Origin of the sequence: uncultured Albimonas sp. (genome assembly GCF_963977235.1) — a bacterium.
Taxonomy (GTDB): Bacteria; Pseudomonadota; Alphaproteobacteria; order Rhodobacterales; family Rhodobacteraceae; genus Albimonas.
On sequence record NZ_CAXBOD010000011.1, the window covers coordinates 38,297 to 63,799 of the forward strand.

20 protein-coding genes are annotated in these 25,503 nt (G+C 72.5%); 10 read left to right on the forward strand and 10 right to left on the reverse strand.

Annotated features, from left to right (window positions below; translation table 11 throughout):
• Position 1: 1 nt before the first annotated feature.
• Both AAC134_RS08235 and AAC134_RS08240 read left to right on the forward strand, forming a co-directional pair.
• Positions 2 to 1,126, forward strand: a complete 1,125-nt coding sequence (locus AAC134_RS08235; protein WP_339948595.1) for a DNA repair exonuclease — start codon at positions 2 to 4, stop codon at positions 1,124 to 1,126.
• On the forward strand, positions 1,123 to 3,732 hold the full coding sequence (locus AAC134_RS08240) for an AAA family ATPase (RefSeq protein ID WP_339948596.1): 2,610 nt from the start codon (positions 1,123 to 1,125) through the stop codon (positions 3,730 to 3,732). Before AAC134_RS08235 ends, AAC134_RS08240 begins: the two co-directional genes overlap by 4 nt.
• Positions 3,733 to 4,078: 346 nt before the next feature.
• On the opposite strand, the gene AAC134_RS08245 is transcribed toward AAC134_RS08240, so the two are convergent.
• Together AAC134_RS08245 and AAC134_RS08250 are read right to left on the reverse strand one after the other, a co-directional pair.
• Positions 4,079 to 5,056: a 2-enoyl thioester reductase domain-containing protein gene (locus AAC134_RS08245; RefSeq protein WP_339948597.1), complete on the reverse strand. Its 978-nt coding sequence runs from the start codon at positions 5,054 to 5,056 to the stop codon at positions 4,079 to 4,081.
• Positions 5,057 to 5,149: 93 nt separating this feature from the next.
• Positions 5,150 to 6,202 (reverse strand): amidohydrolase family protein, encoded by a 1,053-nt coding sequence (locus tag AAC134_RS08250; protein ID WP_339948598.1) that lies wholly within the window; start codon positions 6,200 to 6,202, stop codon positions 5,150 to 5,152.
• 367 nt (positions 6,203 to 6,569) lie between these two features.
• Here AAC134_RS08250 and AAC134_RS08255 point away from each other — a divergent pair, with 367 nt between their 5' ends.
• The gene (locus tag AAC134_RS08255) at positions 6,570 to 7,358 is read left to right on the forward strand and encodes an IclR family transcriptional regulator (protein ID WP_339948599.1); all 789 of its coding nucleotides are present in this window, start codon (positions 6,570 to 6,572) and stop codon (positions 7,356 to 7,358) included.
• A 103-nt stretch (positions 7,359 to 7,461) separates the two neighbouring features.
• Here AAC134_RS08255 and AAC134_RS08260 read toward each other — a convergent pair whose 3' ends face one another.
• From AAC134_RS08260 to AAC134_RS08275, 4 genes are all read right to left on the reverse strand, one after another.
• The gene (locus AAC134_RS08260) at positions 7,462 to 10,149 is read right to left on the reverse strand and encodes a sensor histidine kinase (RefSeq protein ID WP_339948600.1); all 2,688 of its coding nucleotides are present in this window, start codon (positions 10,147 to 10,149) and stop codon (positions 7,462 to 7,464) included.
• 7 nt (positions 10,150 to 10,156) lie between these two features.
• The gene (locus AAC134_RS08265) at positions 10,157 to 10,447 is read right to left on the reverse strand and encodes a hypothetical protein (RefSeq protein ID WP_339948601.1); all 291 of its coding nucleotides are present in this window, start codon (positions 10,445 to 10,447) and stop codon (positions 10,157 to 10,159) included.
• 51 nt (positions 10,448 to 10,498) lie between these two features.
• Complete coding sequence (locus tag AAC134_RS08270) at positions 10,499 to 10,870, reverse strand: response regulator (RefSeq protein WP_339948602.1); 372 nt, start codon at positions 10,868 to 10,870, stop codon at positions 10,499 to 10,501.
• Positions 10,871 to 11,329: 459 nt separating this feature from the next.
• Positions 11,330 to 11,983, reverse strand: a complete 654-nt coding sequence (locus AAC134_RS08275) for a glutathione S-transferase (protein ID WP_339948603.1) — start codon at positions 11,981 to 11,983, stop codon at positions 11,330 to 11,332.
• 182 nt (positions 11,984 to 12,165) lie between these two features.
• Between AAC134_RS08275 and phaZ the strand changes: the two genes are divergently transcribed.
• On the forward strand, positions 12,166 to 13,380 hold the full coding sequence (phaZ, locus tag AAC134_RS08280; RefSeq protein WP_339948604.1) for a polyhydroxyalkanoate depolymerase: 1,215 nt from the start codon (positions 12,166 to 12,168) through the stop codon (positions 13,378 to 13,380).
• A 163-nt stretch (positions 13,381 to 13,543) separates the two neighbouring features.
• Positions 13,544 to 15,979, forward strand: coding sequence for a CHASE3 domain-containing protein (locus tag AAC134_RS08285; protein WP_339948605.1), 2,436 nt, complete (start codon positions 13,544 to 13,546; stop codon positions 15,977 to 15,979).
• Positions 15,980 to 16,240: 261 nt separating this feature from the next.
• Here AAC134_RS08285 and AAC134_RS08290 read toward each other — a convergent pair whose 3' ends face one another.
• From AAC134_RS08290 to ubiE, 4 genes are all read right to left on the reverse strand, one after another.
• A complete protein-coding gene (locus tag AAC134_RS08290; protein ID WP_339948606.1) occupies positions 16,241 to 17,344 on the reverse strand; it encodes an alkene reductase in 1,104 nt (367 codons plus the stop codon).
• A gap of 69 nt (positions 17,345 to 17,413) precedes the next feature.
• Positions 17,414 to 18,043 (reverse strand): TetR/AcrR family transcriptional regulator, encoded by a 630-nt coding sequence (locus AAC134_RS08295; RefSeq protein WP_339948607.1) that lies wholly within the window; start codon positions 18,041 to 18,043, stop codon positions 17,414 to 17,416.
• A 166-nt stretch (positions 18,044 to 18,209) separates the two neighbouring features.
• Complete coding sequence (gene ubiB, locus AAC134_RS08300; RefSeq protein ID WP_339948608.1) at positions 18,210 to 19,754, reverse strand: 2-polyprenylphenol 6-hydroxylase; 1,545 nt, start codon at positions 19,752 to 19,754, stop codon at positions 18,210 to 18,212.
• Positions 19,755 to 19,756: 2 nt separating this feature from the next.
• Positions 19,757 to 20,563, reverse strand: a complete 807-nt coding sequence (ubiE, locus tag AAC134_RS08305; protein ID WP_339948609.1) for a bifunctional demethylmenaquinone methyltransferase/2-methoxy-6-polyprenyl-1,4-benzoquinol methylase UbiE — start codon at positions 20,561 to 20,563, stop codon at positions 19,757 to 19,759.
• A gap of 37 nt (positions 20,564 to 20,600) precedes the next feature.
• On the opposite strand from ubiE, the gene mutM reads away from it, so the two are divergent.
• From mutM to dnaA, 5 genes are all read left to right on the forward strand, one after another.
• Positions 20,601 to 21,473 (forward strand): bifunctional DNA-formamidopyrimidine glycosylase/DNA-(apurinic or apyrimidinic site) lyase, encoded by an 873-nt coding sequence (mutM, locus tag AAC134_RS08310; protein WP_339948610.1) that lies wholly within the window; start codon positions 20,601 to 20,603, stop codon positions 21,471 to 21,473.
• A gap of 133 nt (positions 21,474 to 21,606) precedes the next feature.
• Positions 21,607 to 22,383, forward strand: a complete 777-nt coding sequence (locus AAC134_RS08315) for an enoyl-CoA hydratase (protein WP_339948611.1) — start codon at positions 21,607 to 21,609, stop codon at positions 22,381 to 22,383.
• A gap of 245 nt (positions 22,384 to 22,628) precedes the next feature.
• Complete coding sequence (gene rpsT / locus AAC134_RS08320) at positions 22,629 to 22,895, forward strand: 30S ribosomal protein S20 (protein WP_339948612.1); 267 nt, start codon at positions 22,629 to 22,631, stop codon at positions 22,893 to 22,895.
• A 436-nt stretch (positions 22,896 to 23,331) separates the two neighbouring features.
• A complete protein-coding gene (locus tag AAC134_RS08325) occupies positions 23,332 to 23,784 on the forward strand; it encodes a rhodanese-like domain-containing protein (RefSeq protein WP_339948613.1) in 453 nt (150 codons plus the stop codon).
• Between the two features lie 114 nt (positions 23,785 to 23,898).
• Complete coding sequence (gene dnaA / locus AAC134_RS08330; protein WP_339948614.1) at positions 23,899 to 25,461, forward strand: chromosomal replication initiator protein DnaA; 1,563 nt, start codon at positions 23,899 to 23,901, stop codon at positions 25,459 to 25,461.
• The last annotated feature ends 42 nt before the right edge of the window (positions 25,462 to 25,503 follow it).

The following is a 25,503-nucleotide window of genomic DNA, read 5'->3' on the forward strand; positions in this document are numbered from 1 at the left end:
CATGACCGCCTTCCGCTTCATCCACGCCTCGGACCTGCACCTCGGCCGCCGCTTCTCGACCTGGCCCGAGGAGATCCGCGGACGCCTGCAGGAGGCGCGGCACGCCAGTCTCGCGCGCCTCGCCGCCGCCGCGCGCGCGCATGGCGCGCAGGAGGTTCTGGTGGCGGGCGACGTGTTCGACTCAGAGACGCCCTCCGACCCCGTCTGGCGCCAGGCGCTGGCCGCCATGGGCGCCGAATCCGACATCCGCTGGCGCCTGCTGCCCGGCAACCACGACAGCCTCGCGGCCGAGGCGCTGTGGGACCGGCTGGCCCGCCGCCGCCCCGACAACGTCCACCTGATCCGCGAGGCCGGCTGCGAGGAGATCGCCCCCGGCGTGCACCTGCTCAGCGCCCCCTCCACCCGCCGCTATCCCGGCCGCGACCTGACCGAGTGGATGGAGACCGCCGCAGACCCCGGCGGCCTCCGCATCGGCCTCGCCCACGGCGGGGTCACGCGCTTTGGCGACGACGACCCCCACGACGTGATCGCCCCCGACCGGGCGGAGCGGGCGGGGCTCGACTATCTCGCGCTCGGCGACTGGCACGGGCGCGTGCAGGTCACGCCGCGCACCTGGTATCCCGGCTCGCCCGAGCGCGACGGCTTCCGCCATGCCGGCCGCGGCGAGTGCCTGGCCGTCGCCCTCCCCGCCCGCGGCGCCCTGCCCGAGGTCGAGCCCGTCCCCGTCGGCGCCTTCGCGTGGACCGAGACCGAGCTTCCCCTCCTGCCCGGCGTCGACGCGGCCGAAGAGCTGGAGCGCCTGCTCCCCCCCTCCGCCGCCCGGCGCGAGACGTTGATGCGGGTGCGCGCCACCGGCCGCCTGGGCCTGGCCGAGCGGGCCGCCCTGACGGCCTGCGCCGAGCGTCACGCCCCCGAATTCGGCTTCTTCGAACTGGCCGACGCCGCCCTGGCGCTGGAGGCCGCCCCCGGCGACCTCGACGAGATCGACCGCGCCGGCGCCCTGCGCGCCGCCGCCGACGCGCTGGACGCAGAAACCCGGGCCGAGGCCCTCTCGGCCGCCGACCGCGACGTGGCGCGCGCGGCCCTCGCCCGCCTCTTCGGCCTGCTGCGGGAGACGGAGGCATGAGGATCCGCGCCATCCGCCTCACCGACGTGCGCCGCTTCGACCGCCCCGTCGCGGTGGAGGGCGTCGGCGACGGGCTCAACCTTCTCTGCGCCCCCAACGAGGCCGGAAAGTCGACCCTCTTCGACGCCCTGCACGCGGCCTTCTTCCTCCCCCACCGCTCCCAGGCGAAGGAAGCCAAGGCCCTGCGGCCGCGCGTCGGCGGCGCCCCCGAGGTGACGGTCGAGATCGAGACCGAGGACGGCCGCTTCGAGATCGCCAAGCGCTGGTTCTCGCGCCCCATGGCCGAGGTCCGCCGGGTTCCCCCCGGCGGCGGCGCCCCGGAGCTGGAGGCCAAGGCCGACGAGGCCGAGGCCCGCATCGCCCGCCTGGTCGGCGCCGCCGACAACCGCGGCCCCGCCGGCCTCTTGTGGGTGCGTCAGGGCGAGCAGGGCCTGGGCGGCGACCCCGGCCTGCGGCGCGACCTGCTGTCCTCGGTCACCGGCGAGGTCGAGGCGATGACCGGCGGCCGCCGCATGGACCGGGCCCGGGCGCGGGCGCAGGCGGAGCTCGACCGCCTCGCCACCACCACAGGGCGCGCAAAGACCGGCGGCCCCTGGAAGGCCGCCCAGGACGAGGCCGAGGCGCTGGAGCTGGAGGTTGCGCGCCTCGAAGCCGACGCCGCCCGCCTGCACGACGACCTCGCCCGCCGCCGCGCGGTGCGCCGCGAACTGGCCGAGCTGACCGAGCCCGCGGCCGTCGCCGCCCGCGAGGCCGCCCTCCAGGCCGCCCTGACCGCCCACGCCGACGCCGAGCGACATGCCGAGCGTCTGCGCGCCGCGCTGAGCGCCGAAACCATGGCGCGCCTGGCGCTCGACGCCTCCCGCGACCGCCTCTCCCGCCTGCACGCCGCGCAGGCCGAGCGGGAGGAGGCGCAATCCCTCGCCGCCGAGGCCGCAAAGTCCCACGCCTCAGCCGCCGCCGAGCGCCGCGCCGCCGACGCGGCCCTGCGCGCCGCCCGCGAAACCGCCGAGACCGCCGCCGCCGCCCGCGTCGAGGCCGACAGCGCGCTCGCCCGCGCCCACGAGGCCGACCGCGCCGAGGACCAGCGCCGTCGCCGCAAGTCGCTGACCGACGCGCTCGCCACCGCCGAGACCCTGCGCCAGCAGCGCGAGGCGGCGGAGGCCGAGGCCCGCCTCGGCCCAGACGCCAAGGCCCTGCGGAAGCTGGAAGATCTCTCCGGCGAGGTCCGCGCCCGCCGCGCCGCCCGCGACCGCGAGGCGATGGCGCTGGTGATGCGCCACGCCCCCGGGGCCGAGGGCGCCGTGACCCTGGAGGGGGCGCCTCTGGCCGAGGGCGCCCGCCTGCCGATCCCCGGGGGCGCGGTGGTGGAGCTGCGCGGCCTCGGCGCCCTCTCGATCGAGCCCGGCCGCGGCGCGGGCGACGCGGGCGCCGTGACCGCCGCCGAACAGGCCCTGACCCAGGCGCTGGAGGCGTTGGGCCAGCCGAGCCTCGCCGCCGCCCGCGCCGCCTTCGACCGCCGCCAGGACGCCGACTCCCGCCGTCGGGAGGCCGAGGCCCGCCTCGCCGCCCTCGCCCCCGACGGTCTGCCCGCGCTGCGCCAGGCCCTCGCCGCCCTGCCTGCGCCGGCCGAGACCGAGGCCCCCCCCGTCCCCGAGGCCCAGGCCGCCGCAGAGACCGCCCGCGCCGCCCACGCGACCGCCGTCGCCGCCCAACGAGAGGCCGACCGCGAGGACCGCGCCGCCGAGCAGGTCGAGACCCGCGCCGCCGCCGCCGCGGACGCCGCCGCCGCCCGCCTCGACCGCGCCCGCCTGGCGCTGGAGGCCCTGGCCGAGCGCGACGCCGACGCCCTCGCCGCCCGCATCGCCGACGAGGAAACCGCCCTCGAGGACGCCGAGGCCGCCCGCAGGACCTTCGCCGACACCGCTCCCGATCTCGAGGCGGCGCAGGCCGAGCTCGCCCGCGCCCGCGGCGTCGCCCGCAACGCCGCCGACAGCCGCGAGCGGCTGGAAAAGCAGCAGATCGAGCTGAGCACCCGGATCGAGATGCTCGCCTCCGACGCGGTCGAGGAGGAACTGGCCGACGCCCGCGCCCGCCGCGCCCGCGCGGTGGCCGCGGCGGACCGCCTGGGCTTCGAGGCGCAGGTCCTTCAGCGCCTTCTGGCGGCGCTGGACGAGGCCCGCTCCGCGGCCCGCGACCGCTGGTTCGCCCCTGTCATGGCAGAGCTGCGCCCCCTGCTGGCCCTGCTTTGGGAGGACGCGGACCTCCGCTTCGACGAGGCCGAGGTCGCCCCCGCCGCCCTCCTGCGCCGCGGCGCCGACGAGCCGTTCGACAGCCTCTCGGGCGGCACGCAGGAGCAGGTGGCGATCCTGGTGCGGCTGGCCTTCGCGCGGATGCTGGCGACCGGCGGCCAGCCCGCCCCGGTGATCCTCGACGACGCGCTGGTCCACACCGACGACGACCGGATCGAGCGGATGTTCCGGGCCCTGCACCGCCAGGCCCGCGACATGCAGATCATCGTGCTCAGCTGCCGCCAGCGCGCCTTCCGCGACCTCGGCGCCCACGCGCTCGACATCGCCCCCGCCCCCGACCGTCTCCCCCCCGACTGACCGCGCCCCGCCCGCCACGCGCCGGCGCCGCGCCCATCACCCTCGCAGAGCGCCTGTTCTCCGGAGCCGTCCGTCGCTGATGCCGATCAGAGCGACTCGTCCGCCCCGGTCAGGGATCGCGAAGCGACCCCGAAGGGGCTTGTCCTTGACCGGGGCGGGCGAGTCGCTCAGGCATCAACAGCGACGGACGGATCCGGAGGACAGGCGCGGGGCCTGTTCTCGGGTGAGTCTTGAAGCGGCCTCCGCGTCTCCAGGCGCCCCCGTCGCCACCGGTCCAGGCCCGCCCGCAGGGCGCCTCCTGCCCCGCCTTCACCGGGGGGGACCAAGGCCCCCCCCGGCCGGCGCATCAGGCGTCGGGATGCGCCTCGGTGATCAGCAGCACCTTGCCGTCGCGCGCGTCTCGCGCGGCGTGGGCCACCGCCTCGGCTGCGCGGTCCAGCGGGTAGCGGGCCGCGACCGGGGCGCCGATCTCACCGGTCTTCAGACGCTCGACCAGGAAGGCGTAGGTCTCGGCGACCTTCTCGCGGGGCTGGTCGCGGAACCACTTGCTCAGCCAGAACCCCTTCAGGGCGATGTCCCGGAACACGAGATGCGAGGGATCCATCCGGCAGGGCTCGCCCGACAGCAGGCCGTAGTTGGCGATCACCGCGCCTTCGTCGCACAGCTTCGCGAGCGCCTCCGTCCCCCAGCCGCCAACCGCGTCGAAGGCGAGCTTCGCGCGGCCCGGCGCAGCGGGCGGCGGCCCCTCGCCGTCATGCACCAGCACGGCGTCGGCGCCGAGCGCATAGAGCCGCTCCTCCGGTCCCGGGCGGCGCACCACGTTGATGGTCTTCAGCCCCAGCGCCTTGGCCAGCCGGATCACGTTCACCCCGACGGCCGAGTTGGCGGCGTTCTGCGCCACCCAGTCGCCCGGCTGGAGTCCCACGATGTCCTTGAGCATCGCCAGCGCGGTCGCGGGATTGGCCTTCAGCATCGCCGCCTGGTCGAGGTCCGCATCGGCGGGGATCGGCACCACGGCGGCGCGGGGCAGGGTCATCCGCTCGACCCAGGCGGGGCCGGGCAGCGGGATCGCGAGGTCTCCGACCGCAAGATCCGTGACGCCTTCGCCGACCTCGATCACCCGGGCCACGCCCTCGGCGCCGGGGATGAAGGGCGGCTCGGGCTTCACCCCGTAGCGGCCCTCGAGCAGCAGCAGGTCGGCGGGGTTCACCGACATCGCCAGCATCTGCAGCTTCACCTCGCCCGGGGCGGGGGCCGCGGGCTCGGGCCGGTCGGCGGGGCCGACGGCGGCGAGGCCGTCTCCGGTGGCTTCCACGACGCGCATGATCTCTCCTCCTGTTCGTTGCCGCGCAGGGAAGAGGGGATCGCGCCGCGGGTCAATCCCGCGGCGCAGGGGTCCGCAGCGTCAGACCCCGGGTCAGGCGCTCGGCAGCGCCACCCGGTAGATCCGCGAGGCGGTGCCGTGGAACAGCGCCGCCTTCTCCTCGGCCGAGGCGCCCGAGGCGACCCGCTTCAGCGCGTTCCACAGCGTCGCATAGGTGCAGGCGCCGCGGTCGACGGGGAAGTTGCTCTCCATCATGCAGCGCTCGGCGCCGAAGGCCTCGATCACGGGCTCGATCCACGGCGCCCAGGCCTTCGCCAGCACCTCGGAGGAGGCCGGCGGCTCGGACAGGAAGCCCTCGAGGTTGCAGAAGGACATCGCCAGGCCGCCAAGCTTCACCGTCACGTTGGGGCACTCGGCCAGCGCCTTCATCGAGGCGAGCCACTGCGGCCGCCGCTCCTCCAGCGTGCCGGCCCAGCGGCCGATGTTCACCGGCGTTCCGACGTGATCGAGGATGATCGAGGTCTCGGGGAAGGCGCGGGCGAGGTCCACCACGTCGCCCAGCTGCGGCTCGAACACCCAGGCGTCGAAGCTGAGCCCCAGGCGCTGGAGATGCGAGAACCCCTTGCGGAAGGTGGAATCGAGATACAGCCCCGCCGGCGCCCGCCCGTGCATCGGGCCCGAGACCTCGCGGTCCTCGTCGTTGGCGCCGACGTTGCGGATGCCGCGGAAACGGTCGGGGGCGCGGTGCATGTGCGCCTCGAGCACGGCGCCCGCGAGGTCCCCCAGCGTCAGGTCCACCCGGCTGACGATGCCGGCGCAGACCCGCTTGGGGCCGAACAGGCCGCTCGCCGACAGGGCGCCGACGCCATTGGCGAACTCGGTCTCGCCGAGCGTGTCGAATCCCTCGGGAGCGTCCGCGCGATAGAAGGCCCGGCAGTCCACGAACACCGTCGCCCGCACGTCATGGCCCGCGTTCATGTCGGCGAGCATGTCGTCGAACATGTAGTTCGGGACCATCTCCAGCACCTTGTTGAAGCCGTGCACGGGCGGCTGCTCGTGCGAGGCGCGGCCGCGCCACAGGTGGTGGTGGGGGTCGATGATCGGCAGATCGGGCTCGAGGATCTCCTCGCGCGGGGCGTCGGTCATGGGCATTCTCCTGGGTCCTCCAGACCGCGATGGATAAGGCGGCCTTGCTTTTTGGGGACATGGAAGTCAGGCGCGGCGGCGCAGGGCAAGAAATTTCTCTGCCGGCCGGTCGGCGCGCGGCATATGCTGCGCTGCCGCAGACGCGCGCTTGACAATGCTCCGGGCGTGCAGAAGCATGAAATCAAGTCGGCCGCATCGAGTTTCGATATGGCCGGGCCGAGCCGGACGCCCCGGCGCGCCCGGTCCGGAGCCGAGGTCGGCGTCCGCCCCCGGCTCGCCGCCCCGTCCCGCCCGGCGGTTCCGCGCCGACCTCCGCCCGATCGAGGCCGCCGCGCCCCGAGACCAGAGCCCCGACCCGAGGACGCGCATGAGCCAGCCGCACCGCTTTCCCACGATCGACGACCGCCTGTTCCTGCAGTCGGTCAGCCGCGCGCTGGACGTGATCGAGGCCTATGCCGCCGCGCCGCGCCCGATGTCGCTGGGCGAGATCGCGGAGGCCGCCGGCATCAACAAGTCCGCCGCCCAGCGCATCGGCCAGACCCTGCTCAGCCGCGGCTACCTCGAGCAGACCGAGACCGGCCGCCTGAAGCTGGGCCGGCTGTTCCTGGACCGCAGCTTCGATTACCTCCGCTCGAACGAGCTGATCGAGCGGGCGACCCCGGTGCTGACCGACCTGCGCAAGGCCGCCGAAGAGCGGGTGGACCTGTCGCTGTTCGACGCGATGAACGACAGCCTGTCCATCGTCTACGCCACCCGCATGCAATCGAAGCGCGAAACCTTCTACGCGACGCTCGCCGGTCGGCGGCAGCCGACCTATGCGACCTCGGGCGGGCGGGCCTGCCTGGCGCTGCTCTCGGACGAGGAGGTCGACGACATCCTCTCGCGCTCGGTGATGACCCGGCTGACCCCGAAGACCGAGACCGACCCGGCCACGGTGCGCGCCGCGATCGAGCAGAGCCGCGCGGACGGCTATTGCCTGGGCGTCGAGCAGGCGCTGCTGGGCGAGATCGCGCTCGCCGCCGCGATCCGCGACCGCCACGGCCGCCCGATCGGCGCCGTCCACATCGCGGGCTCGTTGTCGGAGTGGAACGAGGCGGACTTCCGCCGCCGCTTCGCCCCCATGGCGATGGAGGCGGCCGGCGCGCTCAGCAACTGAGCGCGGACCCGGCCCGGTCGGGTGCGCGCGCGCCCCCCGGGCTTGACCCGGGGCCTCCTGCGCAAGGCGGACGACGGCTCGAGGGTCTGGCGCCGGCGTCGCCCTACTCGGCCGCCGCCGCGTCTGCGGGACGATCGGCGGCGGTCAGGCGACATTCGAAGCGGGCGCCGGCCTGCGGGCGGGCGAGGGTCAGGTCGCCCCCGAAGCGGCGCAGGATCTCGCGGCTGATCGCCAGGCCCAGGCCCGCGCCGCCGGGATCCTTGCGGTCCCAGCCGCGGGAGAACTTCTGAAAGATCCGCTCGCGGTCGGCCTCGATCACGCCGGGACCGTCGTCCTGGATCGCGATCACCACCTGCCCCCCCTCGCGCGTCGCCTCGACCCAGACCTGCGGCTGCGCGCGGTTGGAGTACTTCACCGCGTTCGACAGCAGGTTGATGAACACCTGCGCCAGGCGGTCGGGCTCTCCCTGCACCCACAGTTCGGGCTCGTCGACGCGAACCTGCACCTCGGCCTTCGCCTCGCGGGTGACGCCGCGCACGGTGTCCACCGCCCGGCGCAGCGCGTCGGCGGCGTCGGTGGGGGCGACCGGCAGGCGGACCTGTCCGCGCTCCAGCACGGAAAGATCCAGGATCTGGTCCAGCAGGCGAGTCAGGCGCAGGCTCTCGTCGTGGATGATGCGCAGGAAGCGCTGCGCCTCCGGCCCGTCCATCTGTCCGGCCTCGAGCAGGATCTCCGAGAAGCTGCGCACCGAGGTCATCGGGGTGCGCAGCTCATGGCTGACCTGGGAAAGGAAGTCGTCCTTCTGGGCGTCCAGCTCCCGCAGCCGGGCGTTGGCCTCGCGCAGCTGGGCGAGCGCGCGCTCCAGCTCGCCCGACTTGCGCTCGACCTCCTGGGAATACTCCATGATCCGCACCGTTTCGTCGGCGATGCGCATCAGCTCGGTCAGCGAGATCGTCTCGTTCCCTGCGGCCTTGGTGACCATCGCATGGGCGGTGGCCGCGCCGACCGAGCCCGCAAGCTCGCGTTCCAGCCGCTGCACGAAATGGTCGGTGGGGGCGGGCAGGCCCTCCTCCCGGCCCTGCTCGGCGGCGGCGTCGAGGAACAGGCGGCGGGCGGGCTCGGCCCCAAGGATCCGCTGGGCCAGCACGAACAGGTCCTCCGAGGCGGCCGAGCGGCGCAGAACCCCCGCGGTGTCGTCGTCCCCGGTTCGGAACACGTCCACGAAGATCGCCGATTGCAGCCATTCCAGGGGGCTCGGCTCGCGCAGCAGTGAGCCGACGGTCAGCAGGGCGACGTTGGCGCTCAGGCTCCAGAAGGTGGCGTGAACCAGCGGGTCCATCCCCTCGAGGCCGAGCAGCGCCTGCGGGCGCAGCAGGCCGATCCCCCAGGGGCCGTTCGCCATCACCTCCGCCGGAAGGCCCGCGGCGGGCAGCAGCAGGGTCCAGGCCCAGACCGCCGCCCCCCCCGCCAGCCCCGCCAGCGCCCCCAGACGCGTCGCCTGGCGGGTATAGAGCCCCGCGATCAGCGGCGGCAGGAACTGCGCCGCGCCCAGGAAGGCGATCAGCCCGATGGAGGCCAGCGCCGCGTTCCCCTCCGAGGCCTGGTGCCACAGGAAGCCCAGCGCCAGCACGCCGACGATGGAGCCCCTCCGCCCCAGCAGCACGATGCGCCGCACGTCGCCCGAGAACGCCTCCGACTCCGCCCGCGCCCGCAGCGCCAGGGGCGTGACGATGTGGTTCGAGACCATGGTCGAGAGCGCGATGGAGCTGACGATCACCATCGAGGTCGCCGAGGAGAACCCGCCCAGGAACACGAAGATCGCCAGCGCCGTCTTGCCCTCGGCCAGCGGCAGCGACAGCACGAAGAGGTCGGGGTTCGCCCCCTCGGGCATCAGCCGCAGGCCGGCGGCGGCGATGGGCAGCACCGAGAGGCACATCACCAGCAGATACAGCGGGAACAGCCAAGAGGCGGTGGCGAGGCTGCGCTCGTCGTCGTTCTCGACCACCGTCACCTGGAACTGGCGGGGCAGGCACAGGATCGCGGCCCCCGACAACAGGGTGATCACCGCCCAGCGGGAATTGAAGGTGGTGTCGAGCTGCAGAAGCTCGGGCGTCATGTCGGCCATCGTCGCCCCGACCCCGTCATAGAGGCCGAAGACCACGAAGGCGCCCACCGCCGTCAGCGCCGCGAGCTTCACCAGCGCCTCGACCGCGATGGCCGCGACCACGCCGAAATGCCGCTCGTTCACGTCGGGCGAGCGCGTGCCGAACAGGATCGTGAACACCGCCATTCCCGCGGCGACCCAGAAGGCGGCGACTCCCCCTTCCTCGGCGCCCGGAACGGCGAAGAGGGCGAAGCTCTCGGTCACCGCCTTGAGCTGCAGGGCGATGTAGGGGGTGCAGGCGACGACCGCGAGCAGCGTGACCAGCACCGCGATCGCCGGGCTCTTGCCATAGCGCGAGGACAGGAGGTCGGCGATGGAGGTGATCCGTTGCGAGCGTCCGATGCGCACCATCTTGCGCAGCATCCACCACCAGCCCGCGAAGACCAGCGCCGGGCCTGTGTAGATCGCCACGAACTCGAGCCCGCCCCGCGCCGCCGAGCCGACGGCGCCGTAGAACGTCCAGGAGGTGCAGTAGACCGAGATCGACAGCGTGTAGACCAGCGGCGAGGTCAGCCAGTCCCCGCCCGGCCGCCGCATCCGCCGGTCGGCCCAGAAGGCCACCCCGAACAGCGCCGCGACATAGAGCAGGCAGACCCCCAGCAGCAGGTCGGTCGAGACGCCGCTCATCGCGCGCTCACGGCTCTGGATCGCGCCGCATCAGGCGACGCGACAGCATCCGCGTGACGACCACCAGCCCGGCCCACAGCACCAGAAGGAACACCAGCGCCGCCGGCGCCCCCAGCACCCGCCCGTCATGGGCGAAGACCCGCACGAAGGGCGGCATCAGCGCGAGGAACGCGGCGATGGGCACGATGGCGGCCAGCGCCTCGGCCCGGCGTCGGCGCAGGAATCGGGGGCGAGGCCCTTCCGACCCGCCCGCGGCGGCGGGATCGGGCGGCGCGGGCGCCCCGCCGGACGCGCTCACGGCCGCCCCGAGGGGCGCGTGCGGGCGGATCGCCCGCGGGGCGGGCGGCGCTCAGCCGGCGATGAGGCGGTGCACATGATCCACCACGTCGCGGTTGGAGAAGGGCTTGGTGATGAAGGCGTCGGCGCCGATGTCCTCGGCGGTGCGCCGGTCCTGGGCCTGGCCCTTGGCGGTCAGCATGATCACCGGCAGGCCGGTGGTGGCGGGATCGGCGCGCAGCCGGCGCAGCACCTCGAACCCGTTCAGCAGCGGCAGCATCACGTCGAGGATAACCAGGTCCGGCCGCTCGGCGGCCAGGGATCGGCAGGCGCTTTCGCCGTCGCCGGCGTCGTCGACCGTGTAGCCCTCTCGCGACAGGATGAACCGCAGGGACTCGACGATATGCGGTTCGTCCTCCGCGATCAGCACCCGCTTCGCGTTCATCCCTCATCCTCCCCTGCGGGCCCTCGGACGGGGCCTCGGCGCGGACTTCGATGCGGCCCGCCGTTCAGGTGAGACTAGGGCGAGTTGAAATGGGGGGAAAGCCCGCACGTCGCCCGGGCGAGACCGCCGGCAAGGCCCCCGCGCCACGGGCGCGAAGACGGCCGAGCCCCTGCGCGACACCTGCCGCGCGCCGCGAGCGGCCCGCGTTTCACAGGCGCGCGGCCCGACGCGGCGCCTCCGGCGCAACGCCAGCAAGGCGTCCCAGGCGCACCATCAGCAAAGCCTCTCGGGCGCAACACCAGAAAAACGACTCCGGCGCAACGCCGGCGGCAAGGCCCACAAGGCGCCACGCCTGCCGCGCGCCGCGGGCGACCGGCGCCCACGGGCGCGCGGCCCGACGCGGCGCCTGCGACCGGCCGGCGGCCGGCTCGCGACAGGGCGCGGGGAAAGCCCCCCCCCTCAGAACTCCACTTCCAGCTCGACGATCTCGTCGGGCTCGGCCATGGCGCCCTCGGTCCATTCCTTCATCAGGTCCCACTCGAACACCGTGTCGCAGTAGGCCTGCAGCTTGGGGTCCAGCGGCACCGCGTAGGTCCGGAAGCGGGTGCAGACCGGCGCCCACATGGCGTCGGCCATGGTCGGGCGCCCGAACAGGAACGGCCCGCCGTAGGCCTCGAGGCACTCGCTCCAGATCTCCTTCACCCGCTCCACGTCGGGGCGGGCGCCGGAGAAGATCTTGAAGCTCTTGTGCTGCGCCTTGAGGTTCATCGGCAGGGCCGAGCGCATGTTGTAGAAGCCCGAGTGGATTTCCCCCGACACCGCCCGGCAGTGCGCCCGCTTGGCCTTGCCGTCGGGCAGCAGCCGCGCCTCGGGGTATTCCTCGTTGAGGTAGTTGGCGATGGCCAGCGTGTCCCAGACCGTGACCTCGCCGTCCACCAGACGCGGCACCAGCACCGAGGGGCTGAGCAGCAGCAGCTCCTGCCGCTGGTCGGCGTCGTCCATGTCCACGGGCAGCTCCTCGAAGTCGAGGCCCGCCATCCTGCACAGCAGCCAGCCGCGCAGGGACCAGGCGCCGTAGTTCTTCGAGGAGATGGTCAGCGTCGCCTTCGCCATCGCGCAATCCCTCCAGATCGTTGCTCGGCGCAAGCCTTGCGCCGCCCCGCGCCGTTCTTGCGACGCTTGCACGCCTGCACCATACTCTCGGGAATGACGCAGTGCAGCACAATTGTCTCGCACGCGGCGAGGGCTTGCGCTAGCGTTTCCTGAATATCGGGATGCGGTCCGGAGTCTCGCCCATGCTCTACCAAGCCTACCAGTTCAGCGACGACCTGCTGGCGCCCCTGCGCCTCGCGGCCCGCTGGGGACAGGTGTGGAGCGGCGCCCTCGGATCCACCCTGGCGCAGGACGCGAACAAGCGCTTCGCCGCGACGCTCGAGATGCTCTCGCGCTTCCAGCTCACCCACACCCGGCCCGACTGGGGCGTCACCCAGGTGCAGGTCGGCAACCGCATGGTCCCGGTGAGCGAGGAGATCCCCCTCGCCCTGCCCTTCGGCAACCTGCTGCGCTTCGCCAAGGACGTGGACGCGCCGCAGCCCAAGGTGCTGATCGTGGCGCCGCTGTCGGGCCATTTCGCCACCCTGCTGGCGGGCACCGTGCAGACGATGCTGCAGGACCACGACGTCTATGTCACCGACTGGGCCAACGCCCGCGACGTGCCGCTGCGCGAGGGCAAGTTCGGGGTCGAGGACTACATCGACTACCTGATCCGCTTCCTCGAGGAGATGGGCCCCGGCTCGCACGTCCTGGCGGTCTGCCAGCCCTGCGTGCAGACCCTGGCCGCCGTCGCGATCATGTCCGAGCGGCAGAACAACTGCACGCCGCGCACCATGACCCTGATGGCCGGCCCCATCGACGTGCGCGAGAGCCCGACCTCGGTCAACGATCTGGCCAACGAGAAGACGCTCAGCTGGTTCAAGGAGCGGATGATCCAGACCGTGCCCTGGCGTCACAAGGGCGGCGGGCGGCGCGTCTATCCGGGCTTCGTGCAGCTCACCAGCTTCATGATGATGAACATGGAGCGCCACAAGGCCACGCACAAACGGCTCTACGATCATCTTCAGGCCGGCGAGATCGCCGAGGCGGAGAAGATCAAGACCTTCTACGACGAGTATTTCGCGGTGCTCGACCTTCCGGAAGAATTCTACATCGAGACCATCGACCGGATCTTCCAGCAAGCCCAGCTCGCCACCGGCGAGTTCACCTGGCGCGGCAAGCCGGTGGACCCCTCGAAGATCACCCGCACCGCGCTGCTGACGGTAGAGGGCGGGCGCGACGACATCTGCGCGCTGGGCCAGACCTCGGCCGCGCACGACCTGTGCTCGTCGCTCCGCCCGCATCTCAAGCGCCACCACCTGCAGGCCAACGTGGGCCACTACGGCGTGTTCAACGGCCGCCGCTGGGAGCACGAGATCTACCCGGTGGTGCGCAACATGATCCTCGCCATGGAGTGAGGCCGGGCGCCGCGGAGGGCGACTCCGGTCTCCTGTTAAGTCTTCGGAAACCCTGAGGCCGCATACCTGCGCCACGCGTCGAACCCGGCGCGGCGCAGGACTGCGGCGCGCGGCTCCCCCGAGGCGCGGGCGCACTACGCTCCGCCAGCCGCGGGAGCCTGGGATGATGCTGCGTCGCTTCGAGAACCTCGGAACCAAGACGAAGGTGCTGGCCGGCACGCTCGTGCCGCTCGCCCTGCCGGTGATCGTCAGCGGCCTGGTGATCCTCAACATCCAGAAGATGACCGAGAGCGCGCGCTGGGTGGACCACACCCACGCCGTGCTGAGCGAGGCGGCCGCCATCGTCGCCTCGGTCGTCGACATGGAAACGGGCGCGCGCGGCTTCCTGCTGGCAGGGGACCCGGCGTTCCTCGCCCCCTACGAGGCCGGAGAGCGCGAGGCCTATCGCCGGATCGAGGCGTTGCAGGAGACCGTCTCCGACAACCCCCGCCAGGTCGCCCGCCTCGCGCAGGCCGAGTCGGTCCTCAAGGACTGGCAGACCCGGAGCGCCGAGGTCGAGATCGCCCTGCGGCGGGAGATCGGCGACGCCCCCACGATGAACGACCTCGCCCACGCGGTGCGCGACGGGCGCGGCAAGGTCTACTTCGACCGCCTGCGCGAACAGCTCGAGACCTTCTCGACGCGCGAGCAGGTGCTGCTCGCCGAGCGCCGCGAAGCTTTCGAGACGCGGCTCGCCTCCGGCCGCACCGACGCCGCCGCCACGCAGGAGGCGCTGCGCTGGGTCTCCCACACCTATGCCGTCCTTCAGGACGCCGCCCGCCTGCTGGCGGCGGCCGTCGACATGGAGACGGGGGTGCGCGGCTACCTGCTGGCCGGCCGCCCCGAGTTCCTCGAACCCTACGAGACCGGGGGCGCCGCCTTCGACGCGCTCTCGACCGAGCTGGCCGAGACGGTGTCGGACAACCCCCCGCAGGTCGCCCTGATCGGCGAGATGCAGGAGACGGTGCGCGCCTGGAAGACCGAGGTGGTCGCCCCCCTGATCGAGCTTCGCGCCCGCATCGGCGACGCCCGGACCATGGACGACATGGCGGACCTTGTGGCCGAGGCCCGCGGCAAGACCTACTTCGACGCCTTCCGCGAGGTGATGGCCGAGTTCAGCGCCGAAGAGGCCGGCCTGATGGCGACCCGCCAGGCCGCGAACGCCGAACGGGTGAGCCAGACCTACCTGATCCTGATCGGGGCGACCGGGCTGGCGGTGCTGGTCGGCCTGCTGATCGCCTGGGGGATCGGGACCGTGATCAGCCGGCCCATCGTGGCGATCACCGGAGCGATGCGCCGGCTCGCCCAGGGCGACACGGCCGCCGAGATCGACGGGCGCGAGCGGCTGGACGAGGTCGGCGAGATGGCGCGCGCCACCCAGGTGTTCAAGGAGAACGCGATCCGCATCGCCGCCCTCACCCGCGAGAAGGAGGAGGCCGACCGGCGCAGCGCCCAGGCGCGCGAGGAGATGATGGCGAAGCTTCAGCAGGACTTCGGCGCGGTGGTCGAACGCGCCGTGGCCGGCGACTTCTCGCGCCGGATCCCGGCCAACTTCCCCGACGCCGAGCTCGACAACCTCGCCCACGGCCTGAACCGGCTGCTCGAGACCGTCGACGAGGGCCTGGGCGAGACCGTGCGGGTGATGGCCCGGATCGCGGACGGCGACCTCGGCGACCGCATGAAGGGCTCCTTCGACGGCTCCTTCGCCGACCTGCAGCGCAGCGTCAACGTCACGGTCGAGCGTCTGTCCGAGCTGGTCGGACGCATCGCCGAGGCGGTCGCCACGGTGCGCGCCAACGCCGACGACATGACCCAGGGCGCGCAGGATCTCTCCGCCCGGGCCGAGCAGCAGGCCGCCGCCATCGAGGAGACCTCCGCCACGATGGAGGAGATCTCGTCCACCATCCGCTCCAACGCCGAAAGCTCGACCGACGCGCGCAACCTGGCGGCCGCGGCCTCGGCCGACGCCGACGGCGGCGGCAAGGTCGTGCAGGGCGCGGTCGAGGCGATGACCGAGATCGAGGCCAGCGCCCGCCGCATCTCGGAGATCATCGCGGTGATCGATTCGATCGCCTTCCAGACCAACCTCCTCGCCCTGAACGCCGCGGTGGAGGCGGCCCGGGCCGGCGACGCGGGCAAGGGCTTCGCGGTGGTGGCCGCCGAGGTGCGCAGCCTCGCCCAGCGCTCCTCGGAGGCCTCGCGCGACATCCGCGAGCTGATCGAGACCAGCGCCGGCCAGGTCTCCGAGGGCGTGCGCCTGGTGACCCGGACGGGCGAGTCGCTTTCCGGGATCGTCTCCTCGATCTCCCGGGTCGAGGCCGCCGTCCGCGAGATCGAGGCGGCCAGCCGCGAGCAGTCCTCCGGCGTCGAGGAGATCACCCTCGCGATCAGCAGCATGGACCAGATGACCCAGCAGAACTCCACCCTGGCGGAGCGGACGGCCACCGGCTCGCGCGATCTGCTCGGCGGCGCGCGGGAGCTGGACAACCTGCTGTCCTTCTTCAGCCGCGTGGGGTCCGCCGAGACGCGCCGCCCGGACGCGAAGAAGACCGCGGCCTGAGCGACGACGCCCGCAGCGGGCGCCCGGCCCGGCGAACCCTCGCCGGGCCCTCGGCCGGCCCGGACGTCGGGCCGGCCCGCAGAGACGACGCCGCAGGACGCCGGCGCTGGACCTCGAGCCCGCCGCCGTCGCGTCCCGCAGATCCGGGCCCGATCGCGCCCCTGGCCGACGGCCCGGTCCAGGGCGGACCCGAAGAAACGCCTGCCGGGCGTGGGCCCGGCAGGCGTCGGATCGAGTCGGCGCTTCCGGAGCCCGGTCGGCTCAGGCGGCCTTGGTCTCGTCCAGCGTCGGATAGTCGGTGTAGCCTTCGGCCCCGCCGCCGTAATAGGTGCTGGGGTCGCCCTCGTTGAGGGGGGCGCCGGCCTGCAGCCGCTCGGGCAGGTCGGGGTTGGCGATGTAGGGCCGCCCGAAGGCCACCACGTCGGCCGCGCCGCTCTCGACCGCCTTCATCGCGTGCTCGCGGTCATAGCCGTTGTTGGCCATGTAGGCGCCGTCGAAGAGCTTGCGCAGCGCCTCGACCGACTGCCCCTCGGCCAGCTCCCGCGGGCCGCCGGTCTGGCCCTCGACCAGGTGCAGGTAGGCCATGCCGCGGCCCGCCAGGTGCGTGCCGATGACATGCGAGAAGGTGGTCATCGGGTCCGAATCCAGCAGGTCGTTGGCGCCCGAGAAGGGCGACAGGCGGATGCCCACGCGCCCCGCCGGGATCGCGCCGGTCACCGCGTCCACCACCTCGCCCAGCAGCCGCGCCCGGTTCTCGACCGAGCCGCCGTAGGCGTCGTCGCGCCGGTTGATGCCGTCCTTGAGGAACTGGTCGATCAGGTAGCCGTTGGCGGCGTGGATCTCGACCCCGTCGAAGCCGGCCTCCATCGCCAGCTCCGCGGCACGGGCGTAGTCGGCGACCAGGCCGGGGATCTCGTCGGTGCGCAGGGCGCGCGGGGCCGAGGTCTCGACGAAGCCGCGGTCCTTGAGGAAGGTCTTCACCGCCGCCGGCGTGGCCGAGGACGAGACCGGCGCCTCGCCGCCCGGCAGCAGGTCGGAATGCGAGATCCGGCCCACGTGCCACAGCTGGATCGCGATCTTGCCGCCGCGCTCATGCACGGCCGCGGTGACGTCCTTCCAGCCCTCGACCTGCGCGGGCGTGTAGATGCCCGGGGTCATCGCATAGCCCTTGCCGCGGGGCGAAATCTGGCTCGCCTCGGTGATCAGCAGCCCGCCCGAGGCGCGCTGGCCGTAGTATTCAGGCGCCAGCGGGCTGGGCACGCCGGTCGCGTCGTCGGCCCGGTTGCGGGTCAGGGGGGCAAGGGCGATGCGGTTGGCGATCTCGATGTCGCCGAGGCGGGTCGGGGTGAAGAGGGGATGGGTCATCGGGGACTTCCTTTGTGGATCGTTCGTTCCAGAATTGAGCGCGGCCCGAGACGGGGCCGCGTCCCGGGATCAGGCGCCGAGCAGCTTCCGCGCCTCCCGGCGCAGACCTTCGACGGCCTCGGCGGAGGCGCCGGACTTGCGCATCACCCCGGCCCCCAGGGCCAGGGCATAGGCGGCGCGGGCGCGTTCGGGGGCCGCGGCCTGCCCCACCAGGGGGGCGGCGAGCGCGGCGAAATCCTCGACCAGGCGGTCGCGGTGGTTGGTGACGATGGCTTCGACATCCGCGTCGCGGGCGCCCAGCTCGGCGGCGGCGTCGCCGATGAAGCAGCCGGTCGAAGCGACCTCGGCGTCGAAGTGCCCGTCCATCACGGCTCTCGCGCGCACCGCAGGCGGATCCTGCGGCAGGGCCAGCGCCCTGAGCCCGGCCCGGTGGCCGTCGCACCAGCGCTGCAGCGCCGCCAGCATCGCGCCGCGCTTGGAGCCGTAGGCGTTGTAGAAGCTCGAGCGGCTGAGCCCGGCGGCCGAGATCAGGTCCTCGACGCTGGTCGCCTCGTAGCCCTGCTCGCGGAACACCTGGGTCAGGGCGGCGAGCGCGCAGTCGGGGTCATAGGCCCGCGGCCGGCCGGGCCCGCAGCGCCGCTCGGCGCAGGCGCAGGGCCAGGCGGAAGGCAGGGGGGATATCGAGGGCGCGTTGCTCATCATCGGCGATATTGGAACGCCTGTTCCGCAATGCAAGAGGCGCGGCGTCCCGAAACAGGGCGCGGCGGGCGAGCGGCGTCCGGGCGACCGCGCGCCCCGCCGCCAGGCCCGCCCGCTGGGCGCCTGCGGGCCGGGAGCCGGCCCTCCGCGAACCAACAGCCGGCGATCAGATCGCCAGCGCCACCAGCACCGCGCCGCCCAGCCCGCCCAGCAGCCCGGCGACCACGCCCACGGCGATGGCGCGGCGCAGCTCCAGCCCCTGGTCCTTGACCTCGATCGGCTCACCCTCGGCCAGTTTGGTCAGCACCTTCTCGGCCATCTCGGGCATCCGCGGGCCGAAGCGCGCCAGCACCTTCAGCGTCGCCTCCAGGTCCCGCTTCACCGCCTTGGGGCCGAGGTTGTCCTTCATCCACTCCTCGACCACCGGATGCGCGGCGCTCCACATGTTGAGGTTGGGGTCGAGCGTGCGCGCCACCCCCTCGACCACCACCATCGTGCGCTGCAACAGGATCAGCTCGGTCCGCGTCTCCATCCCGAAACGCTCGGTCACCTCGAACAGGTGCGCCAGCAGACGGGCCATCGAGATACGCGAAGCGTCCTGCCCGAAGATCGGCTCGCCGATCGAACGCAGGGCCTGGGCGAAGGTCTCGAGGTCCCGGTCGGCGGGGACGTAGCCGGCCTCGAAATGCACCTCGGCGACGCGGCGGTAGTCCTTGCGCAGGAAGCCCAGCAGGATCTCGGCGTAGACGCGCCGCGTGTAGGGGTCGATCCGGCCCATGATCCCGAAGTCGAGCGCCACCAGCGTCCCGTCGCGCAGCACCTTCAGGTTCCCCTGGTGCATGTCGGCGTGGAAGAAGCCGTCGCGCAGGGCGTGGCGCAGGAAGCTGCGGATTATGAAGCGGCCGAGCTCGGGCAGGTCGTAGCCGCGGGTCGCCAGCACGTCGACGTCGCCCAGCGGATCGCCCTCGACCCACTCGAGCGTCATCATTCGCTTCTGCGACAGGCCCCACAGCACGGCGGGCACGCGGAAACCCGCGTCCTCGATGGTGTTGGCCTTGAACTCGGCGGCGGCCGAGGCCTCGAGCCGCAGGTCCAGCTCGGTGGTGACCACGCCCTCGAAATGGCGGGTGACCGCGGTGGGGCGCAGGCGGCGGGCCGACGGAGCCAGTATCTCGATGGTGCGGGCGATGAAGTGGAACGCCTCGACGTCCTTGCGGAAGGCGCGCTCGACGCCCGGGCGCAGGATCTTCACCGCCACGCGGCGGCCGGTCTCGCGTTCGATCGCCGGGTGGACCTGGGCGATCGAGGCCGCGGCCACGGGGGGCCCGAACTCGGAGAACGCCTCCTCCAGCGGGCGGCCCAGCTCATGCTCGACCGTGGCGCGGGCTTCGGCGTCGGGGAAGGGGGCGATGCGGTCCTGCAGCACCCGCAGCTCGCGCGCCAGCTTCGGCCCGGCGACGTCGGGCCGGGTCGAGAGGGTCTGGCCGAACTTCACATAGGCCGGCCCCAGCGCGGTCAGCGCGCGGACCACCGGCGGCAGGGCGGGGTCGCCGCGCAGACCCAGGGGCCCGAGCGGCCAGCCCAGGATGCGCGCGGCCACGCGGATCGAGCGGGGCGCGTCGAGGGCGGCCAGCGCCTCCTCCATCGCGCCGGTGCGCTGGAAGGTGGCGCCGGTGCGCGCCAGCCGCCAGAGATTGGCGAAAACGCCCATGCTCAGATGCGCCAGCCGGAGTGGATCGCCGCCACGCCCATCGTGTAGTTGCGATAGCTCGCCCGACCGAAACCGGCGGCCTTCACCATGTCCAGAAAGGTCTCCTGATCGGGGAACTTCCGAATGGATTCGACCAGATACTGGTAGCTGTCGCGATCTCCCGTCACCGCCTTGCCCATCGCCGGGATCATCGAGAAGGAATACGCGTCGTAGATCTTCTGCAGCGTCGCGTCGGGGATCTGGCTGAACTCGAGGCACAGGAACCGGCCGCCGGGCTTCAGCACCCGGTAGGCCTCGGCCAGCGCCTCCTGCGGGCGGGTCACGTTGCGGATGCCGAAGGCGATGGTGAAGGCGTCGAAGCTGCGGTCGGGGAACGGCAGCGCCATCGCGTCGCCGACCACCCAGTCGAGCTGCTCGGCGAACCCCTGCGCGTCGGCGCGCCTGCGCCCCTCCTCGAGCATGTCGGAGGTCAGGTCGCAGACCGTGGCGTGGCCCTCGCCCTTCAGGCGCTTGAGGAACCGGAAGCTGATGTCGCCGGTGCCGCCGGCCACGTCCAGCAGCTTCATGCCCGGCCGGGGCGCCATCCAGTCGATCAGCGCGTCCTTCCACAGCCGATGCACGCCCCCCGACATCAGGTCGTTCATCAGGTCGTAGCGCGCCGCGACCGAGGAGAAGACTCCCCGCACCAGCCCCGCCTTGTCGCCCTCGGGCACCTCGCGGTAGCCGAAATGCGTGGTGCCCTCGGCGGCCTCCCGGGCCGTCAGGGCGGGGGGCGTGGCCCCCTTGTCATTCTCGGTCGCGTCCGTCATGGCGTTTCCCTTAGCCGAAAGGAGCGCGCGCAGGAACATGCCCGAGCTGCCCGAAGTCGAGACGGTGCGTCGCGGGCTGGAGCCCGTGATGACCGGCGCGCGCCTGACCCGTGTCGAACAGCGCCGCCCGGACCTGCGCTGGCCCCTGCCCGAGCGTTTCGTCGCGCGGCTGACGGGGGCCGAGATCCTGCGCCTGCGCCGCCGCTCCAAATACATCCTCGCGGACCTTTCGACCGGCGAGACCCTGCTGATCCACCTCGGCATGACCGGCCGGATGCTGATCGGCCAGGAGGTGCAGGGCGAGTTCGTCCACGACCCCGGCCTGCATCCCCAGCATGACCATGTGGTCTTCCACCTCGACCGCGGCGAGGGGGGCGACGGGGGCCGGGCCCGCGTCACTTTCAACGACGTGCGCCGCTTCGGGGCCATGGACCTGATCGGGCCGGGGGCCGAGGCGCAGCACTGGCTGCTGGCCTCGCTGGGGCCCGAACCGCTGGGCAACAGCTTCGACGCGCAGCTGCTGCGCGAGCGGTTCTCGGGGCGCAAGGCGCCGGTGAAGGCGCTGCTGCTGGACCAGCGAATCGTCTGCGGGCTGGGCAACATCTACGTGTGCGAGGCGCTATGGCGGGCCGGCGTCGCCCCCGCCCGCGCCGCCGGGCGCATCTCCCGCGAGAGGCTCGAGCGCCTGGCGCACGCGGTGCGCGAAGTGTTGATCGAGGCGCTGGCGGCGGGCGGCTCCAGCCTGCGGGACTATCGCCAGGCCTCCGGCGAATTGGGCTATTTCCAGCACGCCTTCGCGGTTTACGGTCGCGAGGGGGAGCCCTGCCGGCGCGAGGGCTGCCCCGGCGTCGTGGCGCGCATCGTGCAGTCGGGACGCTCGACCTTCCATTGTGCGCGCTGTCAGACGTGACGTAACGGCCGCCGCGACCGGACGGGGAACAGGCCGCCTTGAACGCCCGGCGGCGCTCCGTTAACACCCGCCGGCCGGCTTCAAGGAGGGCGAAGCCGCCCCGCCAGAGGGACCGCAGCAACGGGAGGGGCCGATGGCCTACGCCAACCTGATCGTAGAGACCCGGGACCACGTGGGGCTCGTGAAGCTCAACCGGCCCGACGCGCTGAACGCGCTGAACCACGACCTGCTCAAGGAGCTGGGCGAGGCGCTGGCCAAGTTCGACGCGGACGACAAGATCCGCTGCATCGTGCTGACCGGCTCGGCCAAGGCCTTCGCCGCGGGCGCCGACATCAAGGAGATGTCGGACAAGACCGCCCCCGAGATGTTCAAGCTGGACTTCTTCGCCGAGGGCTCGCGCGGGATCGAGCGCACGCGCACCCCGATCATCGCCGCGGTGGCCGGCTACGCGCTCGGCGGCGGCTGCGAGCTGGCGATGATGTGCGACTTCATCCTGGCCGCCGACACCGCCAAGTTCGGCCAGCCCGAGATCAACCTGGGCGTCATCCCCGGCATGGGCGGCACCCAGCGCCTGACCCACGCGGTGGGCAAGGCCAAGGCGATGGAGATGTGCCTCTCGGGGCGCTTCATGACCGCCGAGGAGGCCGAGCGCTCGGGCCTGGTCAGCCGGGTGATCGCCGCCGACAAGCTGCTCGACGAAGCGCTCTCGGTCGCCGCCAAGATCGCCGACAAGTCGCCCATCGCCACGATGGCCGCGAAGGAGGCGGTGAACCGCGCCTTCGAGACCAACCTGACCGAGGGCGTGATGTTCGAGCGCCGCCTGTTCCACGGGCTGTTCGCCTCCGAGGACCAGAAGGAAGGCATGGCCGCCTTCATCGAGAAGCGCGAGCCGCAGTTCCGCGGGCGCTGAACGCCTGACGCCCGGGTCCGCCCGGGCGACGAATCGCGGGCCGGATTCGGACGCGGGGACAGCGGGCGACTCGCCCGTCTCCGCGGCCGCGCGGCCCAGACGATCCCTCGCCGGAATCCGGCCTGTGGGAATATCGAGACGTCGGAAGGGTTTGGCCAAAGGCCACCGCTCCGCCGTTGACCCCTCGCGGGGCGGCGTGTATACGCCGCGCCTCACGTAGTACGAGCAGAGTTCGGGAATCACAGATGGCCAATTCGCCGTCCGCACGCAAGCGCATTCGCCAGATCGAGCGCCGCACCGCGGTTAACAAGGCTCGCCGCAGCCGCATCCGTACCTTCCTCCGCAAGGTTGAGGAAGCGATCGTCCAGGGCGACGCCGCCATCGCCGCCGAGGCGCTGAAGAACGCCCAGCCGGAGATCATGCGGGGCGTCACCAAGGGCGTGATCCACAAGAACACCGCGTCGCGCAAGGTTTCGCGCCTGGCGTCGCGTGTGAAGGCCCTCTCGGCCTGATCGCCCGGCCGGACCTGGCGTCCGGTCTACCGACAGCGAGACGAGGACGATGCCCAGGGGCATCGCGCCGGTCGGCATGGCCGACCGGCGCGTCTTGTCGTGGCGTCACGGTCTCGACGTCGCGATGTCATGTTCCTGATTTCGTCCTGTTGCCAGCGCGGGCGCCTCGGGCCTAAAGTCGACCTCGTGCTGTTCGAGGGACACGGGACAGCCTCCAAATAAAATCGCAGAACAGACCGATTGAGATGAGACTACTCGCCTCAAATCGGTATCGGCGTTGCTATGCCGTGTCGCAGCGCGTTCAGGAGGCAGACCAAGATGACTCAGTCACTTGAGCGAAAATCCGCCGCGCGACTTGCGAGCGCCTTGCGGGACTTCCCCGCCGCCGCCTACCATACCGCCGATTCCACCGCGACGGCTTGAGGGAGACACGAAGGTGACGCAGGAAACGGGCTCGATCGCGGGCATTCCCCAGCTTCCCCCGGCGCAGGCCTTCGAGGTCCTGTCGGGCGGCGACGCCGCGCTGGTGGACGTGCGCACCCGGGCGGAATGGGCCTGGGTCGGCCTGCCCGACTTGTCGCCCATCGGCGGCCAGCCGGTGCTGGTCGAATGGCAGCGCTACCCCGACATGACCCGCAATCCCGCCTTCGTCGAGCAGGTGCTGGGCGCGCTGGGCGATGCGACGCCGGCGAAACTGCTGTTCCTGTGCCGCTCCGGCGGCCGGTCCCAGCAGGCGGCGCTGAGCGTCGCCGCGGCTCTGTCCGAGAAGGGCCTCGCCGTCGAATGCTGCAACATCGCCGAGGGCTTCGAGGGCGACCTGGGCCCCGACAACCACCGCGGTGGGGTCAACGGCTGGAAGGTCCGCGGCCTTCCCTGGGTCCAGAGCTGACCTGCTGACGCAGCGCCCGTCCCCGACGGCGCATCGTCGCCGCCCGGGCCGGCGCGCCGCCGACCCGCCCGCCGCCTGACCGTCCAGGGCGCCCCACCGCCCACAGGAGACCGAATGCCCGCCATGACTTCCCCGGATGGCCCGGCGCACGGCCGCCAAGCATACCCGTCGTTCGAAACGCCTCGAAGCTGCCCGCCGGCGCTGGTCGCCGCCTGGGACCGCGCCAAGGGCCGCGTGCGCGACGAGATCGGCGAGGCGTTGCATGACAGCTGGATCGCCAACCTCGAGATCGAGGGCGCCGGACAGGGCGTGGCGAAGCTGACCGCGCCGACCGGCTTCATCGCCGAGTGGGTCGACCGCTACTATGCCGAGAGCCTTCTGCGCGCCCTGCGCGCCGAGCTTCCCAACCTGCAGCGGGTCGACCTGCGCGCCGCCCCGCGCCGCGCCGCCGACGGCGCGGCCGAGCCCGACGCCGCGAGCCCCCGGCGCGAGGCGCGATCGGGCCTCGCGCCCGCGGCGCCGGTCGTGCGCGAGCCGGTCGTGCGCGAGACGCTGGACGCGGCCGCGGTTTCCGCGCCCCGGCGCGAGGCCGCGCCCAGCGCGCCGCGCGCCGTCGCGACCACCGATCCGGGCGAGTCGCCCTCGATCCCGCTCGACCCGCGCTTCACCTTCGACCGCTTTGTCGTCGGCAAGCCCAACGAACTGGCCCACGCCGCCGCGCGCCGCGTGGCCGAGGGCGGGGACGTCACCTTCAACCCGCTGTTCCTCTATTCCGCCTCCGGTCTGGGCAAGACCCACCTGATGCACGCCATGGCCTGGCGGCTGGCCGAGTCGCGCCCCGAGGCCAAGGTGGTGCTGCTGACCGCCGAGCAGTTCATGTACCGCTTCATCCAGGCGCTGCGCTCGAAGGACATGATCGGCTTCAAGCAGATCTTCCGCTCGGTCGACGTGCTGATGATCGACGACGTGCAGTTCATCGCTGGCAAGGACTCGACGCAGGAAGAATTCTTCCACACCTTCAACGCCCTGGTCGATCAGGGCAAACAGGTGGTGATCTCCGGCGACCGCAACCCGGTGGACATGGAGCACCTGGAGGAGCGGATCCGCTCGCGCCTGCAGTGGGGCCTGGTCGTCGACCTGCATCCCACCGACTACGAGCTGCGGCTGGGCATCCTGCAGTCCAAGCTCGACCTGTTGCAGGCCAGCCACCCCGATGTGGTGATCCAGCCGCGGGTGCTGGAGTTTCTGGCCCACCGCATCAGCTCGAACGTGCGCGTGCTGGAAGGGGCGCTGACCCGGCTGACGGCGTTCGCCAACCTTGTCGGGCGCCCGGTGGACCTCGACATGGCGCAGGAGTGTCTGGCCGACATCCTTCGCGCCGCCGACCGCAAGGTCACGGTCGAGGAAATCCAGCGCAAGGTCGCGGCCCACTATAACGTGCGTCTGACCGACCTGCTGTCGCCGCGCCGCGCCCGCGTGGTGGCCCGGCCGAGGCAGGTGGCGATGTGGCTCTCGAAGACCCTGACCTCGAAGAGCCTGCCCGACATCGGCCGGCGCTTTGGCGGGCGCGACCACACCACCGTGATCCACGCCTGCAAGACCATCGAGAAGCTCAAGGAAACCGACAGCCAGATGGCCGAGGACCTGGAGCTTCTGCGCCGGATGCTGGAGGCCTGAGGCCCGGTTCGCGCCGCGCTCCCGCCCGGCCCTTGCGGTCGG

What these genes read in the sequence shown, in the direction of transcription:
- AAC134_RS08315 (WP_339948611.1), top strand. Translation starts at nt 21,607, where the DNA reads ATGGCCTACGCCAACCTGATCGTAGAGACCCGGGACCACGTGGGGCTC.
- AAC134_RS08235 (WP_339948595.1), top strand. Translation starts at nt 2, where the DNA reads ATGACCGCCTTCCGCTTCATCCACGCCTCGGACCTGCACCTCGGCCGC.
- AAC134_RS08260 (WP_339948600.1), bottom strand. Translation starts at nt 10,149, where the DNA reads ATGAGCGGCGTCTCGACCGACCTGCTGCTGGGGGTCTGCCTGCTCTAT.
- AAC134_RS08270 (WP_339948602.1), bottom strand. Translation starts at nt 10,870, where the DNA reads ATGAACGCGAAGCGGGTGCTGATCGCGGAGGACGAACCGCATATCGTC.
- AAC134_RS08245 (WP_339948597.1), bottom strand. Translation starts at nt 5,056, where the DNA reads ATGCGCGTCGTGGAAGCCACCGGAGACGGCCTCGCCGCCGTCGGCCCC.
- AAC134_RS08295 (WP_339948607.1), bottom strand. Translation starts at nt 18,043, where the DNA reads ATGAGCAACGCGCCCTCGATATCCCCCCTGCCTTCCGCCTGGCCCTGC.
- AAC134_RS08240 (WP_339948596.1), top strand. Translation starts at nt 1,123, where the DNA reads ATGAGGATCCGCGCCATCCGCCTCACCGACGTGCGCCGCTTCGACCGC.
- ubiE (WP_339948609.1), bottom strand. Translation starts at nt 20,563, where the DNA reads ATGACGGACGCGACCGAGAATGACAAGGGGGCCACGCCCCCCGCCCTG.
- dnaA (WP_339948614.1), top strand. Translation starts at nt 23,899, where the DNA reads ATGCCCGCCATGACTTCCCCGGATGGCCCGGCGCACGGCCGCCAAGCA.
- AAC134_RS08290 (WP_339948606.1), bottom strand. Translation starts at nt 17,344, where the DNA reads ATGACCCATCCCCTCTTCACCCCGACCCGCCTCGGCGACATCGAGATC.
- AAC134_RS08250 (WP_339948598.1), bottom strand. Translation starts at nt 6,202, where the DNA reads ATGACCGACGCCCCGCGCGAGGAGATCCTCGAGCCCGATCTGCCGATC.
- AAC134_RS08255 (WP_339948599.1), top strand. Translation starts at nt 6,570, where the DNA reads ATGAGCCAGCCGCACCGCTTTCCCACGATCGACGACCGCCTGTTCCTG.
- phaZ (WP_339948604.1), top strand. Translation starts at nt 12,166, where the DNA reads ATGCTCTACCAAGCCTACCAGTTCAGCGACGACCTGCTGGCGCCCCTG.
- AAC134_RS08285 (WP_339948605.1), top strand. Translation starts at nt 13,544, where the DNA reads ATGATGCTGCGTCGCTTCGAGAACCTCGGAACCAAGACGAAGGTGCTG.
- ubiB (WP_339948608.1), bottom strand. Translation starts at nt 19,754, where the DNA reads ATGGGCGTTTTCGCCAATCTCTGGCGGCTGGCGCGCACCGGCGCCACC.
- AAC134_RS08275 (WP_339948603.1), bottom strand. Translation starts at nt 11,983, where the DNA reads ATGGCGAAGGCGACGCTGACCATCTCCTCGAAGAACTACGGCGCCTGG.
- mutM (WP_339948610.1), top strand. Translation starts at nt 20,601, where the DNA reads ATGCCCGAGCTGCCCGAAGTCGAGACGGTGCGTCGCGGGCTGGAGCCC.
- rpsT (WP_339948612.1), top strand. Translation starts at nt 22,629, where the DNA reads ATGGCCAATTCGCCGTCCGCACGCAAGCGCATTCGCCAGATCGAGCGC.